Here is a 16,286-nt window from a genome sequence, read left to right as displayed (position 1 = left end):
AATTCACTTAGAATAAAAACCCTCTCAACATTTTGTGAAAGCATAGCAATGCCCATTTCTGCGAAAAATTTGATCGCCGGCCTCGTCGTCGCCAGTCTGCACATGATGTCTTCATCCTCTAGCATGGCACAGGTACAAACCAGCGATGCAAACATGAAGAAAGCACAGGAGTACTACAAAGCTGGCGATACTGCCCGGCTTGAAAAACGTTATGCAGATGCCGCACAATTACTGCTCAAGTCTTACGAACTGGTTCCGGCGTCGACCGATCTGCCGTATGACATTGCCTGCCTGCACGCCCTGCGCGGGGTGAAAGACGAGGCGTTCAAATGGCTGGATGCGGCCATTGCTGCCGGCTACACCAATGTTGAGCACATGCTCAAGGACAGTGATTTTGACAGTTTGCATGACGACCCTCGCTGGGAAAAATCCGTCAGCAAAACCCGGCAAGAAGCCGCCCGGCAAGCGCGCCTCTGGTCTTCTCCCGTATGGAATAGCGCTTATGCCGAACAATTAAGCGAAGATGACAGAGTCGCCGGTCTGTCCAGATTCTGGTCTGAGGTGAAATACAATTTCGTCTATACCGACAAATTGCTGGACCTGGACTGGGATGCCGTGTTCCTGCGTTACCTGCCCAAAGTACGCGCCGCCAAAAACACGGCAGACTATTACAAAGTCCTGATGGAAATGTGCGCCCTGCTGCAGGATGGACATACCAATGTCATGGCGCCAGCCGCGGTATTCAATGATGTATGGGGCATGGTGCCGCTTCGCGCCGCATTGATGGAAGACAAGGTCATCATTACCGAGGTGCTTGATCCGGCATTGCGTGAACGCGGCATCTTGCCCGGCCATCAGATATTGAGTGCAGATGGTCAGGACATTAAAACTTATGTCCGCAAAGAAGTAGCCCCCTACATCAGCGCGTCTACCCCGCAGGACCTGAACACCAGGCTCTACAATTATTTCTTGCTGTTTGGCGCTCTTGATACACCGGTAAAAATGCTTGTTGCAGACTCGCAGGGCAAGACAATTTCCATAGATGTCAAGCGTATCAATACCATGACCAGACGCAAACTTGACAGCCCCAGGCCTGCATTCAACTGGCGCATGCTGGCAAACAACATTGCCTATGTAGAACTCAATTCCTTTGGCGACGATACTGCAGCCAATGAATACCTGAAAGCTTATACAGAAATTGCCAAGGCAAAAGCCATCATCTTTGACGTAAGAAAAAACGGTGGTGGCAGCAGTGACGTAGGCTACAAAGTTTTACGGACCCTGGGGACATCTCCCTTCGACGGCAGTCATGCCGCAACCCGTGACTATAAACCAGCCTGGCGGGCATGGGGCAAAAAGCAGTCCATGCATGACTTCGCTGACGAAAAAATCAATCCCGATCCAGCACGTGCCTACCATGGCAAAGTCGTGGTACTGACAAGCGCTGCAACCTATTCCGCCGCCGAAGATTTTGCCGTTGCTTTCGACAGCATGAAGCGTGGATTGATTATCGGTGAAGCCACCGGTGGCAGTACCGGCCAGCCTTTGCTGATCAGCTTGCCGGGTGGTGGCAGTGCCCGCATCTGCACAAAAAAAGATACATATGTCGGCGGCAAAGTTTTTGTCGGCGTGGGTGTACAACCTGACAAGCTGATACAAACAAAGATCGAGGACTTCAGGGCAGGCAAGGATACACAGCTCAATGCTGCCCAGGAAGAAATTGAAAAGCTCAAATAAGTTAACAATACAAGTCCCGCCAGCAAATGCATGGTGGCGGGACTGGCAAACATGTCCGTTTCCCACGTCATGATTAGGGCCTTCGTGTTCCAGATGATCAACCTGTCCCTTCCATCTCTGATGGTCGGCTGACCTCCGCCCGCCACAAGCCGGCTGGCACCCATTCTTTATCGCTCTGTACGATACCGCACAGATAGCAAGCCGTCCTTCACGTAATTTGTCACACATGCAATGACTTATTGCTCAAGCATCCAAGGAAACAGGCGGAAGGGAGGAAATATGAAGCGCAAGGCCAAACAGAAAGAGGACAGCAATGCACTGCTGGACCTGATCCTGAACAAACTGGACTTGAAGAATGATGCAGCACTGAGCCGGGTATTGGAGGTAGCACCACCGGTAATCAGTAAATTGCGCAATCAAAAGCTCAGTGTAGGACCCAGCATTTTATTGCGCATGCACGAAGAAACAGGGCTTTCCATCAAGCAATTGAAAAGCCAGATCGAAATCAGGAGCTGATGCAGCCGACAGGATTGGCGGCAAGACTGATCATGTTTGACCATGACAGGCTGTTTTCGCTTAATACTTGCCCTTGACAGTTTCCGTCGTTTTGACACCCAGTTGCTTCATCCAGTCTTTTTCTGATTTGCCCAAGGTCTTTTGCAGCATGCGCTCAGGTACTTCCCAGACCAGTACTTTGGGCGGCTGTTTCTTGAATTCTTCGCTGTTCAGATAAGCAAACGCAGCTCCGTCGAAATCGCCGCCATCCTTGGCCAGGTTGGCGACTGGCTGAGCCAGGTGCTGGCTGAAAAACGGGACAAAATTGGCAGCACGGCTAAAAGACGTACCGACCAGGGCAACCGTGGGCAGACCGGCATCACCAAACAGATCATCGCTGGCAACAGCAACCGGCGCAACCTTGCTGACCTGGGTGACTTCGATTGCCGGGCGCAACCAGGCTGGCAGTCCTTCCAGGTTAGACACGCGCATCAGGTCACCGGACCGTTCTGCACTGGCAGACTGTATGGCCTTGGCATCAGGTGGATTTTTGGGTTTGTCAACAAGATTCAAGGCTTGCAGGCGTTCTGCCAGGGTCTTGGCTGCCAGATTGGCACCACGCTCATTCCAGTGTGAATCGCTGCGGTAATAACGTTCTTCCGGCATGGCTGCCAGTACCGGCGTCAGGTCCAGTACCTCTATCTGCTGTGCTTTCAGGCTGTTTACCCAGTCATTGAGCCGCGGTTCAAAAGCTGGTGGTCTGTGCAGGCCACATAATTGACTTTGCTCTATACGTGACTTGTCCGGCACGACAGCAACCACCAGTTTGATGCCGCGCTGTTGCAGGCTTGCAGACACTTTGCCTAGCAGACTCGCGCGCGCGGTGGCATTGTCGGCAGCGTGGTCATACGGCGTCAGCTCATCTGACAGGAAAAGCCAGTCGGGGCACCCACGCCTGACCGATGCGCCGGTGTCACCTGCAATGGCATAGGTAATGCCACGCTCGATTTTGGCAAACGGTTTGCTGAGCAGGAAATGCTCATTCAACTGTGCAGAAAACTGGCGAGTCGCCTCACCGTCGAGCAAACGTTTAGGGTCGCCGACACCCTTCCATTTTTCCTGGGGCACATCATTGAGTGACGTCACGGTCACCGCAAAACCGCCGAGCATGATGACAGCAAAGGCCGCCACCGGGATAAAACGGGTCCAGCCAGCTTTGACGGGATCGAATTTGAAACATTCGCTCATGCTGTTTCCTAAAACTGGAAGTACAGGAAGGGAATCGCCTTTTGCCCGGCCAGCACGATCACGGCATACGCAAAAGTCAGCACCGGCCAGGTCATGCTCCAGCCCGATATGCCAAGGCCGCCGCGCTTGCCTATGCTGGTCGCAGGATAAACCACGCAGATCAGGCCCAGTATAAAGGTAAGAATGATGCTGGGACGTAGCGCCAGGCTGATCGCGTCGCCCATGGCAAAACCATGCAGGCCGAACTGACCTGCCCACAAGTCGGTGGCAGTGGCGAAGCTGTCGGCACGGAACACGGTCCAGGCCAGCATGACGACGATCAGGGTCAGGGTACGCGACAGGTAATTGGGCATGGACAGGCCGCGCTGTGTAAAGGCACGATCGCAACACAGGGCGCTGCCCTGGATAATGCCCCAGATCAGGTAATTCCAGTTTTCACCGCCATGCCACAAACCGCCTATCGCCATGGTCAGCAGGAGATTGATATACGTGCGCCCTGCGCCACCACGGTTACCGCCGAGGCTGATGTAGAGATAGTCGCGCAACCAGGAAGACAGGGTCATATGCCAGCGGCGCCAGAAATCCTGTATCGATACGGCCAGGTAGGGATTGTTGAAATTTTCCTGGAAGTGAAAACCCAGCATCAGGCCCAGGCCAATGGCCATCGCACTGTAACCGGCAAAATCAAAATACAGTTGCAGGGTATAGGCAGCACAGCCTGTCCAGGCATCGACAAAACTCGGGTTCTTCAAGCCAAATCCCAGTGTGACCACTGGCGACAGCGTATCGGCAATCAAGACCTTCATCGAGAAGCCGACCATGAAGCGGCGTACACCCTCTGCAAATTTGTTGCTCGAAAAAACCCTCTCACGCAATTCGGTATCAATAACCTTGTAGCGCACAATGGGGCCGGCAATCAGATGCGGGAACATCGCCATGTAGGCGCTGAAAGAAATGATGCTGTACTGCGCCGGTACTGTCTTGCGGCGTACGTCAACAATATAAGAAATCGCATGCAGCACCGTAAACGACAAACCGATGGGCAGCATCAGGTTTTCCCACGGTATGGTGGGCATGTCGCGACCGGTCAGGATGGTATTGAGTGAATACACCAGCATGTTGGTGTATTTGTACCAGACCAGGGAGGCCAGGTTCAGTACAATGGCGACAGTCATCAACCTGGTCTTGGTGCGCTCGTCCCGGCTCTTGTCGATCAATATGGCAGCACCCCAGGCCAATATGGTCAGGGCGATGATCAGCAACAGGAACTTGGGGGTCCACCAGGCATAAAACAACCAGCTCCCCACCAACAGCGTATGGTTACGAAAACGCTGGGGAGTGACCAGGTATAGTGCAAAAAACAGAGGCAGGAACAGCGTCAGGAACTCAAGGGAGGCAAATACCATGGTCTAGGCCCTGCCAGGTTCAGGAGGTACTGTCGCGGACAAAGAAAGCTTGCTGGCCCTTTTTACCAGGCACCAATACGACACTATAACGCTCGCCGCCCTGCAACTGACCAAGATCGACAGGTTTGCCGGCATCCTTGCCATCACAATTAGCCTGTACGGCCAGACTGACGGGGTTGATCAGGCGACGTTGTGGACTGACCGGTTTGACCGCTTCAAAAATCATGGCGTTTTTTGCACCGCCGGTCAGGCCGGCAGCGGCACAGGATGCATCCAGGTTGACAAATCCTACAGAGGCACGACTGGCATTGAAGTCCGTTGGCGATTCTTTGACCACCACGGTTTCTATGCCCTTGTCCTTGCTGATAATGGCCACGGTGACAAATTCACCGGGCTTGGCTGTCACTTCAACAGCCAGTTTGCTGGAACCAACCTGCACATTGGCCAGCAGCTTGGTGCCTGCACTGACCGGGTAAAAGCGGGACGCCCTGCCCTCACCCTGTGCAGTCAGGCTGACTTTGGCCGTACCATTCACTATGCTTGCCTTGTCCTCGCTGGCATTGAGGAAGCGCACGAAAGAAGAATCCTGTGCGGGTCCGGTAGGGTATAAGGGATTATCTGCGGCAGCAGCAAAGCTGGAGATCAAACCCAGTCCAGTGGCGAGAATTTTTTTCATAGTGAATAGAGCGCTCTTTATTTTTTGATATTGTTCAAAACGGCAGGTGAAGAAATCACATTGCCTATGCCCGCACCCCAGGCCTTGTAACCTGCCAGGTCAAAATGCTGACCATCTGACGAAGCCCACTCACCTGGTTTGGACAGTGTCAGGGAATCGATGTAAGTACAAGGTGCGACGATTTCAGACAGATAGCCGGACATTTCTTTGGCACGGGCAAAAGTCTTGTTGAACTTGCCGCCTTCAGTACCCCAGGCTGGACCAACCCAGACACAATTGACGCCGTTGTTTTTGATGCCCTTGGTCAGGCGCGTAACTTGCTGGCCTATCCAGGTTTTTGGCAGCTCAGGTGACGAGTAGGACGCCATGGTGTCACCGTTGACCACAACCACCAGGTTTGGCTTGTAGGTTTTCACCAGCTCATTGAAAGGGCGCGTCATCGCTTCCTGACCGGTTTTGACTTCGACCGGACCATCCTTGATGCGTACTGCACCACCGCAAGGCGACTGACTCTTGACCATCCAGTCACCGGCAGCAACGCCGCAGGCACCGAAGGAATACACGACTGCACCTTTGCTCATCAAATCATCATGCAAGGTGGTGATCAGGTAATCCTGGGTGGACATATGGCTATCGCCAATAATCAGGACGGTCAGTCCAGCTAACAGTGCGCTCATAATTTATCTGCTCTTTAAGATATGTTCATTGCATTTGTTGTCCTGGTCAGCGAATCAGGTTTCGTTCAACCAGGACAAACTCCATTGTTGCAGCGTTCCAGATTATTATTTTTGCCTTTTGTGACCCGGCAAGTTTTGTGTTGTTTCTGCAATAAAACAAAGTGTAATCAAATCACTCCGGATTACTACAGAGTTGACGAAAATTCACAAATATATTGGTAGCAACATCGTGTTACAGATGATGCCGCTACAAGCAATAACGGAAACGAAAAAGAGCAGCTTGAAGGCTTTTGACAATCATTTTCAATCACTATTAATTTTTGAATAAGTAATACAAGAATCTGCTATTTCCATGCATGTCCAATCGCTTGCCCCGTTATAGCTGTTCCATTCTTTGCTTCATTTAATGTTAAGCTCTGGATGAATCATTTCCCGGCTTTGTTTACTGACCATGTCTGTCAGCGTTTGTGAAAGACGGCATGGCCCGGTTTGCTTCATTTTTCGACAAGCCCGAAGTAAAATGATTTAAACTCGACTGTTTCCAGAATTTAATATGGAAGCCAGACGTTAATCCTTTATAATTAAGCAGTTATGACAAGCGGCGGCAAGCTTTGATGCTTGCCTGTTTTATTTATGGCGATCAAACATTTCCTGCAGTTTTCCGATTTCACCCTGTCTGAGTTTGAATACGTGATGCAGCGCGCCCGCATCATCAAACAAAGATTCAAGGCCTATCAGACTTATCACCCCCTGCTCGACAGAACCCTGGTGATGGTGTTCGAGAAAAACTCCACCCGTACCCGTCTCTCTTTTGAAGCAGGCATGCACCAGCTTGGTGGCGCCGCGATTTACCTCAATACCCGCGACAGCCAGCTGGGCCGCGGTGAACCGGTCGAAGACGCCGGCCAGGTCATGTCACGCATGTGCGACATCATCATGATCCGTACCTTTGAGCAGGAAATGATAGAGCGTTTCGCCGCCAATTCGCGCGTACCCGTCATCAACGGCCTGACCAACCAGCATCACCCCTGCCAGGTACTGGCCGATGTATTTACGTATATAGAACATCGTGGCTCCCTCACCGGCAAAAAAGTGGCCTGGATAGGTGACGCCAACAACATGCTGTATTCATGGTTGCAGGCCGCACAGGTATTCAACTTCCATCTGCATATCTCGACACCCAAGGGCTATGACATGGACATGTCGCTGGTGACGGCAGACAAATCGCAATACACCCTGTTTGACAATCCATCCGATGCCTGCGAAGGTGTGGACCTGGTCAATACAGACGTCTGGACCAGCATGGGTTACGAAGATGAAAACCAGGCGCGCCTGAAAGCCTTTGACGGCTGGATCGTTGACGAAGCCAAAATGGCCCGCGCCAATCCGGACGCGCTGTTCATGCACTGCCTGCCAGCCCACCGCGGCGAAGAAGTGTCTGCCGGCGTCATTGATGGCCCGCAGTCAGTCGTGTGGGACGAGGCCGAAAACCGTTTGCATGTGCAAAAAGCCCTGCTGGAATATCTGGTGGTGGGCGAGATTCGCTGATACGGTAGTTTTTGGGAAAGAACTCTCAACACAGAGACACAGAGAAAAACAAGAGAAAATCTTGCTCCAAATGGCGTTTAATTTTACTACCTAGTAGATTAGTGACTTTTGTAGGTTGGGCATTATTGCCCAACTCCCTGTGGTAAAAGACGAGCAAGCGTGATTTTGTTGGGCTGATGAACCGTAGCCCAACCTACAGGGATTTGAGTCAGGCAATTTTTGCTGGCTCCTCTCTTTTTAAGTATTTATATAGCTACAAATTAATTTAAAGAAACAAGCAGACGCATACTGACCGAGCCTCAACCTGGATTTCCTCCATGTTTTTCCTCTATGCCTCTGTGGTGATCTTTTCGGTCTTAAGCCTTAAGTTTTAATTTTTTCGAAAGCACATCATGAGCGATATTAAAAAAGTCGTCCTCGCCTATTCCGGCGGTCTGGATACCTCTGTCATTTTGAAATGGCTGCAAGATAATTATCAGTGCGAAATAGTCACTTTCACAGCTGATCTGGGTCAGGGTGAAGAACTGGAGCCTGCACGCGCCAAGGCCATCAAGTTCGGCATCAAGCCTGAAAATATCTATATCAATGATGTGCGTGAAGAATTCGTGCGCGATTTCGTCTTCCCGATGTTCCGCGCCAATACGATCTATGAAGGTGAATACCTGCTCGGCACCTCCATCGCCCGTCCACTGATCGCCAAGCGCCTCATCGAGATCGCCAAAGAAACCGGCGCTGACGCCATTTCCCACGGCGCGACTGGCAAAGGCAATGACCAGGTACGTTTTGAACTCGGCGCTTATGCGTTGATGCCAGGTGTGAAGATCATTGCGCCATGGCGTGAATGGGATTTGCTGTCCCGCGAAAAACTGATGAAATATGCCGAAGATGCGGGCATAGAAATCGATCAGAAACATAAAAACGGTGGCGCGCCCTACTCCATGGATGCCAACCTGTTGCACATCAGCTTTGAAGGCCGTCACCTGGAAAACCCGAGTGCAGAGGCAGAAGAATCGATGTGGCGCTGGACTGTCAGCCCGGAAGCAGCACCTGACCAGGCAGAATACCTGGACGTGGAATTTGAACGCGGCGACATCGTTGCCCTGAATGGTGTACGCATGTCGCCAGCGACGGTACTGACTGAACTCAATCGCCTCGGTGGCAAGCACGGCATAGGCCGTCTGGACCTGGTGGAAAACCGCTATGTCGGCATGAAGTCCCGCGGCTGCTATGAGACACCTGGCGGCACCATCATGCTGCGCGCTCACCGCGCCATTGAATCCATCACCCTGGACCGTGAAGTCGCCCACTTGAAAGACGACCTGATGCCACGTTACGCCAGCCTGATTTATAACGGCTACTGGTGGGCGCCAGAACGCGTCGCGCTGCAAACCCTGATCGACCATACCCAACAGACCGTCAACGGCTGGGTACGCCTGAAACTGTACAAGGGCAATGTCATCACCGTTTCACGCGATTCCAAAACCGATTCGCTGTTCGACATGAACATCGCCACCTTTGATGAAGATGGCGGCGCTTACAACCAGGCAGACGCTGGCGGCTTCATCAAACTGAATGCATTGCGCATGCGTATTGCTGCCAATGCCCGCGCAAAACGCGGTCAGTAATCGCCACCCCTCCCTCCCGAACGACCCGCCCATCTTTTTTTGCGCGGGTCGTTTTCTTCTTGGAATCTGAACATGTCTACCCAATTTGATCAAGTCAGCGTCGTCAAAAAAGCCAACCTGTATTTTGATGGCAAGTGCGTTTCCCATACGGTCCTGTTTGCCGATGGCAGCAAAAAAACCATCGGCGTCATCTTCCCGTCCAGCCTGGTGTTCAATACGGGCGCAGCAGAAATCATGGAACTGAATGCAGGTAAATGCCGCATACGCCTGCAAGGTGAAAGTGAATGGAATACCTATGAAGCGGGCCAGCAGTTCAGTGTACCGGCCAACTCAACATTTGAAATCGAGACGCTGGAAACACTCGACTACGTCTGCCATTTCGTTTAAAAATCAAATTTGCTGGATGCTCCGCAAGGCATCCTGCAAATTTGAACGACTCACTTCGGGGCGTGGTTCATGCGCAGAGGCCAGCTTATCGCTCCCCGACTGTTGCAGCCCTCTAGTGCATGGCTAAAACTTGTCCCAATACGGCACTTCACCAAAACAGCTCTTCAAGTGGGCAATAAAAAGCTGGGCCTTGGTCTCGTGTGAACGGCCTGGCATGCGTACGGCGTGTATGCCGGTCTGCGCGACCTTGACAGGTGCGGGCAGGTCTGGAAACAGGAGTTCCAGCTTGCCTGCGCGCAGCATATCGCAAACCATCCAGCTGGCAAGGTGGGCAATGCCCATGCCAGCCAGGGCGGCAGCCAGCAAGGCCTCGGTGTCATCGCTTTTAAAATTGCCTTTGATGGGCAGGGCAGCTTCGTTCCTGACACCGCTAAAACTCCACCAGCCATAGGGCAAAGGCGTCGACGCCACACTAAGACAATTATGTTGCAACAACTGTTCAGGTGAATCCGGACGCCCGTGCCTGGCCAGATAGGCAGGGCTGGCGCAAGCCAGTCTTTTCATCGGCGCCAGACGGGTGGCGACCAGATCACTGTCAGCAAGCACGCCGATGCGTATCGCCACATCAAGCCTGTGCGTCAGCAAGTCAACAAAATCATCACTGAGATGCAGGTCCATCTGTATCAGGGGATAGCGTTCCAGAAAGCTGGCCACAGCAGGGACGACATGCATGCGGCCAAATGCAGTCGGCGCTGTCACCGTCAGCAAGCCGCTGGGGTCGGCATGCAGGTCTGCCAGCATATGTCTGGCGTCGTCCATTTCAGTGACGATACTGCGGGCGCGCGGCAAGAATTGCGTACCCGCGTCAGTCAAAGTGATCGATCTTGAGCTGCGCGCAAACAGTTTGACACCCAGCTCAGCTTCCAGCGCATCGATCTTGCGGGTGACGGAAGACACGGCAATGTCCTGTCCTCTTGCCACCGCACTGAAACTGCCATCGCTGACCACAGCGATAAAAGTCTTGATCTCATCAAGCATATCAGGCCCACATTCAATCTTTGCAAATTTCGCAAAGATTCTTTTCGATTAAGCTAATTGTACTCAAATACGCAAATCATCACAATGGCACTGCAACTCAACATCATTCACAAGGAAGTCTCATGAAAATCACCACTCCGCTCAAAGCAGCCCGCCTGATCACGGCAACCGCCTTGCTCAGCCTGGGCACATTGAATGCCTTTGCTGCCGCCCCCATGGTCAACACACCGGCCCCAGGTTTTTCACGTTTCATGCTGGGTAATTTTGAAGTCACGGCACTCAGCGACGGCACGGTTGACCTGCCTGTCGACAAGCTGTTACACCAGTCTGCAAGCAAAACCCTGGCAGCCCTGGACAAGGCATTCTTAAAAGCACCGGCAGAAACTTCGGTCAATGCCTACCTGATCAATACCGGCAAGCGCCTGGTACTGATCGATGCAGGTACGGGCACTCTGTTTGGCCCCACTTTGGGCAAGCTGGTCAATAATCTGAAAGCGTCGGGTTACCAGCCAGAAGATATCGATGATGTTTTCCTGACGCATTTGCATCCGGACCATGCCGGCGGCATTTTTATCAACAATGCCATCCAGTTCAAGAATGCCGTCATCCATGCAGAAAAACATGAGGCGGATTTCTGGCTCAGTCAAAAGAATATGGACAACGCACCCGCCGCATCAAAATCTTTCTTCCAGGGGGCAATGCAATCCATACAGCCATATATGCAAAACCAGCGCTTTGCTGCTTTTGAGGGCAATATTGAATTGACGCCCGGCGTCAGCTCCTATGCCAGTACTGGCCACACTGCAGGGCATACCTCATACCTGGTAGAAAGCGAGGGCAAAAAGCTGCTGCTGGTTGGTGATCTTATCCATGTCCCGGCCGTACAGCTTGAACATCCCGAAGTAACCATTGATTTTGACAGTGATGCCCAGGCCGCCAAGGCAACCCGTCTCAAACTGTTCAGCGCAGTTGCCAAAGATGGCACGCTGATAGCGGCGACCCACATCCCCTTCCCCGGCGTGGGTCATTTGCGCAGCAACGGCAAAACCTATACCTGGGTACCACTGAACTACACCCAGATGCGCTAAATCGCAAAAAGACACATGGGCTTAATGCGCAAATAAAAAAACCGCGGCTCTCACGAGTCTGCGGCTTTTTCAAACACAGGACTACGACCGCAGCAACATGACGCCATCGTTGGAAGCAAGCTTGAAAGTATTGACCAGGGCCGCCAGTTGCGCTGCCTGACTTTGCAGGGAACCGGCAGCAGCAGCGGCTTCTTCCACCAGCGCTGCATTTTGCTGCGTTACTTCATCAATCTGCCCGATGGCGGTATTGATCTGGTCTATGCCTGATGTCTGGCTACTGCTTGCCGCAGTAATTTCACCCATGATATCGGTAACATTCTTGATGCTGCTGACCACAGAGTCCATGGTCGAACCAGCCTCGTCAACCAGGCGCGAGCCAATGGCGACCTGTTCAACCGAATCATCAATCAGTATCTTGATCTCTTTGGCTGCAGCAGCCGAGCGCTGTGCCAGCGTGCGTACTTCACTGGCAACCACGGCAAATCCACGCCCCTGCTCACCAGCCCGGGCGGCTTCAACGGCGGCATTCAATGCCAGGATATTGGTCTGGAAAGCAATGCCGTCTATCACACCGATGATGTCGACAATCTTTTTGGACGAAGCATTGATGGTACCCATGGTTGCCACCACTTCAGCAACGACGACACCGCCTTTGGCAGCGATTTCTGAAGCCGATATCGCCATCTTGTTTGCCTGCCTGGCGTTATCGGCATTATGTCTGACGTTGGTGGTCAGTTCCTCCATGGATGACGCCGTTTCTTCGAGTGAACTGGCCTGCTCTTCCGTACGTGCAGACAGGTCCATATTACCGGTTGCAATTTCACTCGAAGCCGTATTGATGGTTTCGGTACCACTGCGCACCTGCCCGACAAGATGGCACAAATTATCGTTCATGCTTTTCAAGGCGCTCAGCAACTGCCCTGTTTCGTTATCGGAATTGACTTCAATCTGACTGGTCAGGTCACCACTGGCCACGGTCTGCGCCAGGCTGACTGCAGCGGCCATGGGCACGGTGATCGCGCGCGTACTGACCCAGGCGATGATAGCGCCAGTCACCATCGCCAATATGGTGGTGGCAATCATCCAGCGCATGGAAGACTGAAACGACTCCGCCGCCACTTGCACATCCTGCTTGTTCTTGGCTTCTTGCAGGTCGATGTATTCCTGGATCGTATCCTGCCATACCGTATTGGCGGGAATGACTTTAGCAATCAGGAAGGCAATAGCCTCATCCTTATTGGCTTTGATCGTTTCGAGGAATTTGTCATTCATCGCCCTGCCTGTTGCCTGTTCCGCCTTGATCTTGGTGACAAAGGCCTTGCCAGCTTCATCGAGTGGTAATTTATCGAGTTCTGCAGATGCAGCATTGTACTTGGCTCTTGCCTCATCAATTTTCTTATGCTGAGTTGCTGCCTCAGACTCATCCGTCAACAAGGCAATCGTGCGCGTGACGCGTGAGACGATGTGCACCGATTTTGACATTTCTTCGAGCAGATTGATCTTGTACACATTGACGTCAACCACATGATGCAAGGCTGCATTGGCAGTCGTCATGCCACGTATGCCCAGCAAGGCCACGCCAACAAGCAACAGCAATACGGCGCCATATCCTATGCCTAGCTGCAGGCTTATTTTCAAATTTGCGATTTTCACTTTGGTGTCCCCTTGGTTTACGTTAGACGGCAAATCAAAACATTGCGCATGGATGGACACAAACTGATCTATACCTTAACACCCATCTTGCAAATTTAGCACCACGACATACCACTCAGTGATATTTGATAGTGACACACAGCAATAATTTCTTTTGCAAACTATTGAAAAACAACTGATGAAAAAACCTCCCGAAAACAATCACTAACTATTTGCCTGTAGTGTAGATAAAAATTCCATACAGGCAAGCTCCACCTTCCGGGTTGACGAACAAAACAACAAAGCGCTATCAACATCGTCACAAACATGTCATCAAGCAACTTTACAATGCGCCCAAGCAACAAATGGAAACAATTCCATTTATTCTGACAAATATCACCTTCCCCCTGCACACGGCATAAACCAGACGACCCGAACCCCAGGTTAGCCAGATGCAAGCGGGCTAACGTCACGACAGGAACAAGCATGAACCAGCAATTTTCAGACAAGAACAAAACCTCAACATGGCTGCTTTCACTCTGCTTACCTCTGGCCCTGGTCGCCTGTGGTGACAGCAAAGACGCAGCGCAGGCAAGCGCACCTGAAGCCGAGACTCCGGCCGTAGCCGTGATGTCAGACGTGCATTTCGAGAATGTTTATGGCGACCTCAAGAATGCCAAATTCTCCGGCATACCAACAGGTGACGGAAAATTTGCCACCATACGCACCATGTATGCGCAACTGACGTCGACCCGCCTGTTCAATGAAAATTACTTTGCCTTCCGTGGCGCGCTGGACGATGCCTATGCCAAAGGCATACGTCTGGTAGCGTTGTCCGGTGATTATTCCGATGATGCACAACCGGTCAATATCGATGGCATTGCCGCCATACTCAAGGAATACCAGGCCAAGGGCATGCGCTTTTTTATCGCACCGGGCAACCATGACCCGAATGAACCGTATGACGACGACGAAGCTGGCAAGAATGATTTTCTGACGGCAGAAGGTAAAGAACAAAAAGTCTATGCCGTCAATTATTCCGGCTGCAAGAGCCAGGATGCCAGTGTCGCCTGCACCAATCAGTTGATGGAACTCGGCTACGAAAAACTGATCACCCAGCTCAGTGAATTTGGGTTCATGCCCAACAAGGCTGACCTGTATTGGGAAACGCCATTTTCCAACTATGCCGACAAGACATACAGCTTTGATGCCGCCCTCGCCGGCGCCGACATCAAGAACCGTCAGTTTGAAATCTGCGCCGAAGGTGAAGGTGGCAGCTACAAGGCTGACGGTGAAAAAGCCCTGGGCAAGGCTTTTTCCAGATGTACCAGCATCATCGACTCCAGCTACCTGGTGGAACCGGTCAAAGGTGTATGGCTATTATCCATCGATGCCAATGTACACATCCCCAATGCCGCATTTGACCCTGTCAATGCCAGGGCTTTCAAGGGATTTGATGGTGCAGGCAACGCCGGCTGGAACAAGGTGCTGACCCACAAAAAGCATTTGCTGGCATGGATCAAGGCCGTCAATGCACGCGCCAAAGCCCAGGGCAAACGCCTGATCGCCTTCTCTCACTATCCGACCATGGACTTTTATGCGAACCAGACTGACGCCATGAAGGCAGTCTTCAAATCCGGCGCCTTCCAGGTCGCCCGCGTACCTGAGGCAGCAACCACTACGGCAGTGACAGCCACCGGCCTGCAACTGCATATGGGTGGCCACATGCATTTCAACGGCACCAATGAGTATAAAGATGCATCAGGCAATTATTTCGTCAATGTGCAATCACCTTCACTAGCTGTATTTGGTGCGGCCTACAAGATCGTCAAATACAAAGACCAGGATACGGTCGACATAGAAACCGTGTCACTCAATAACATTGCCCGCTATAACGAACTGTTCAGATACTACCAGACTGAATATGACTATCTGCAAAACAGCAGCGCCGCCAGCGATATCAGCAAACGCTGGAACAAGGATATTCTCAGTACCAAATCCTACGGCGAATTCACCCGCTATTATTTTGGTGAGCTGTCACGCCTGCGCTTCATGGATGAATACTGGCCCTGTGAAATGAAAGAGGCCGCCACCAGCCTGGACGGCAAACAGATGCTGATCCTGTCGCAATTGCAGACACAAGTCAGTTTTGCCCAGTTGAAGGATGTGCCTGGCGTATTACCGCTGACGGCAAGCTGCATGTCAAAAGGGACGGCCAGCGGCACACCTGTATCTGCCAGCCAGCTCAGTGCGGACTGGACAGTGGCCACCGCCAAGGCCGCGCAACTGGCAACCGCCGCCGGTTACAAACTCGATGATTTTGCCAAAATCAGCGCTTATGAGTTTTATGGCGACTTCCATCGTACCGTCTATGCAGGTGAGCTGGCCTTGCGGGACATGGGTACGGACCGGGTCAGGCAGTACAAGGTCCTGATGAACGCCTTCCCTGCTTCACCGGCAGCCATCAGCATGCTCGATGGGAAACCCTCGGACCAGAATCCTGTACATGTGGTATTCCAGAATCAGTTCAAGCAGGTATTCAGCATCCTTAAAGGGCTGGGTTCAGGCAAGCCGAGTGAGCGTTTTACCATCAATTTCAAGACGCAGACACTGACGAGCAACAACAGCAGTGCCGCCAGCTTTAATTGAATTAATTAAATTTTAATACACGATCCCGGGCTCCCGTTTGCAAGCTTGTGGCAAATGGGAGTAAGTGGTCAGGTCAGTCG

Annotated in this window: 13 protein-coding genes; 7 read left to right on the top strand and 6 right to left on the bottom strand. The window is 52.1% G+C overall.

The features are described 5' to 3' along the window. Positions 1–48 precede the first annotated feature (48 nt). On the top strand, positions 49–1,737 hold the full coding sequence (locus LZ463_RS25255) for a S41 family peptidase (RefSeq protein WP_241459080.1): 1,689 nt from the start codon (positions 49–51) through the stop codon (positions 1,735–1,737). A 279-nt stretch (positions 1,738–2,016) separates the two neighbouring features. After that, positions 2,017–2,253: a hypothetical protein gene (locus LZ463_RS25250; RefSeq protein WP_241459079.1), complete on the top strand. Its 237-nt coding sequence runs from the start codon at positions 2,017–2,019 to the stop codon at positions 2,251–2,253. 60 nt (positions 2,254–2,313) lie between these two features. On the opposite strand, the gene LZ463_RS25245 is transcribed toward LZ463_RS25250, so the two are convergent. The 4 genes from LZ463_RS25245 to LZ463_RS25230 are packed head-to-tail and all read right to left on the bottom strand — an operon-like array spanning position 2,314 to position 6,239. Beyond that, positions 2,314–3,480, bottom strand: coding sequence for an alginate O-acetyltransferase AlgX-related protein (locus LZ463_RS25245; RefSeq protein ID WP_241459078.1), 1,167 nt, complete (start codon positions 3,478–3,480; stop codon positions 2,314–2,316). 8 nt (positions 3,481–3,488) lie between these two features. Beyond that, entirely contained in the window at positions 3,489–4,886 is a 1,398-nt protein-coding gene (locus tag LZ463_RS25240; protein ID WP_241459077.1) for an MBOAT family O-acyltransferase, read from the bottom strand. A gap of 19 nt (positions 4,887–4,905) precedes the next feature. Beyond that, positions 4,906–5,562: an alginate O-acetyltransferase AlgF gene (locus tag LZ463_RS25235; protein ID WP_241459076.1), complete on the bottom strand. Its 657-nt coding sequence runs from the start codon at positions 5,560–5,562 to the stop codon at positions 4,906–4,908. 17 nt (positions 5,563–5,579) lie between these two features. After that, positions 5,580–6,239 carry an SGNH/GDSL hydrolase family protein gene (locus tag LZ463_RS25230; RefSeq protein WP_241459075.1) on the bottom strand — a complete coding sequence of 220 codons (660 nt, stop codon included), beginning with the start codon at positions 6,237–6,239 and terminating at the stop codon, positions 5,580–5,582. A 633-nt stretch (positions 6,240–6,872) separates the two neighbouring features. Here LZ463_RS25230 and argF point away from each other — a divergent pair. From argF to ppnP, 3 genes are all read left to right on the top strand, one after another. Continuing rightward, complete coding sequence (gene argF, locus LZ463_RS25225) at positions 6,873–7,787, top strand: ornithine carbamoyltransferase (RefSeq protein WP_241459074.1); 915 nt, start codon at positions 6,873–6,875, stop codon at positions 7,785–7,787. A 392-nt stretch (positions 7,788–8,179) separates the two neighbouring features. Then, entirely contained in the window at positions 8,180–9,412 is a 1,233-nt protein-coding gene (locus LZ463_RS25220; protein WP_241459073.1) for an argininosuccinate synthase, read from the top strand. Positions 9,413–9,484: 72 nt separating this feature from the next. Then, complete coding sequence (ppnP, locus tag LZ463_RS25215; RefSeq protein WP_241459072.1) at positions 9,485–9,799, top strand: pyrimidine/purine nucleoside phosphorylase; 315 nt, start codon at positions 9,485–9,487, stop codon at positions 9,797–9,799. A gap of 123 nt (positions 9,800–9,922) precedes the next feature. Here ppnP and LZ463_RS25210 read toward each other — a convergent pair whose 3' ends face one another. After that, a complete protein-coding gene (locus LZ463_RS25210) occupies positions 9,923–10,837 on the bottom strand; it encodes a LysR family transcriptional regulator (protein ID WP_241459071.1) in 915 nt (304 codons plus the stop codon). A 122-nt stretch (positions 10,838–10,959) separates the two neighbouring features. Between LZ463_RS25210 and LZ463_RS25205 the strand changes: the two genes are divergently transcribed. After that, a complete protein-coding gene (locus LZ463_RS25205; protein WP_241459070.1) occupies positions 10,960–11,925 on the top strand; it encodes an MBL fold metallo-hydrolase in 966 nt (321 codons plus the stop codon). Positions 11,926–12,006: 81 nt separating this feature from the next. On the opposite strand, the gene LZ463_RS29155 is transcribed toward LZ463_RS25205, so the two are convergent. After that, positions 12,007–13,578, bottom strand: a complete 1,572-nt coding sequence (locus tag LZ463_RS29155) for a methyl-accepting chemotaxis protein (protein WP_347176296.1) — start codon at positions 13,576–13,578, stop codon at positions 12,007–12,009. Between the two features lie 465 nt (positions 13,579–14,043). Between LZ463_RS29155 and LZ463_RS25190 the strand changes: the two genes are divergently transcribed. After that, positions 14,044–16,206: a metallophosphoesterase family protein gene (locus tag LZ463_RS25190; protein ID WP_241459069.1), complete on the top strand. Its 2,163-nt coding sequence runs from the start codon at positions 14,044–14,046 to the stop codon at positions 16,204–16,206. Positions 16,207–16,286 lie beyond the last annotated feature (80 nt).

The sequence above is a fragment of the Undibacterium paludis genome (assembly GCF_022568815.1).
GTDB lineage: Bacteria > Pseudomonadota > Gammaproteobacteria > Burkholderiales > Burkholderiaceae_D > Undibacterium.
Note: the sequence above shows the minus strand (reverse complement) of the source record. Positions and strands in the feature narration are given on the sequence as shown.

Coding starts and splice junctions, on each gene's coding strand:
- LZ463_RS25255 (WP_241459080.1), top strand. CDS start 49: ATGCCCATTTCTGCGAAAAATTTGATCGCCGGCCTCGTCGTCGCCAGT.
- LZ463_RS25250 (WP_241459079.1), top strand. CDS start 2,017: ATGAAGCGCAAGGCCAAACAGAAAGAGGACAGCAATGCACTGCTGGAC.
- LZ463_RS25245 (WP_241459078.1), bottom strand. CDS start 3,480: ATGAGCGAATGTTTCAAATTCGATCCCGTCAAAGCTGGCTGGACCCGT.
- LZ463_RS25240 (WP_241459077.1), bottom strand. CDS start 4,886: ATGGTATTTGCCTCCCTTGAGTTCCTGACGCTGTTCCTGCCTCTGTTT.
- LZ463_RS25235 (WP_241459076.1), bottom strand. CDS start 5,562: ATGAAAAAAATTCTCGCCACTGGACTGGGTTTGATCTCCAGCTTTGCT.
- LZ463_RS25230 (WP_241459075.1), bottom strand. CDS start 6,239: ATGAGCGCACTGTTAGCTGGACTGACCGTCCTGATTATTGGCGATAGC.
- argF (WP_241459074.1), top strand. CDS start 6,873: ATGGCGATCAAACATTTCCTGCAGTTTTCCGATTTCACCCTGTCTGAG.
- LZ463_RS25220 (WP_241459073.1), top strand. CDS start 8,180: ATGAGCGATATTAAAAAAGTCGTCCTCGCCTATTCCGGCGGTCTGGAT.
- ppnP (WP_241459072.1), top strand. CDS start 9,485: ATGTCTACCCAATTTGATCAAGTCAGCGTCGTCAAAAAAGCCAACCTG.
- LZ463_RS25210 (WP_241459071.1), bottom strand. CDS start 10,837: ATGCTTGATGAGATCAAGACTTTTATCGCTGTGGTCAGCGATGGCAGT.
- LZ463_RS25205 (WP_241459070.1), top strand. CDS start 10,960: ATGAAAATCACCACTCCGCTCAAAGCAGCCCGCCTGATCACGGCAACC.
- LZ463_RS25190 (WP_241459069.1), top strand. CDS start 14,044: ATGAACCAGCAATTTTCAGACAAGAACAAAACCTCAACATGGCTGCTT.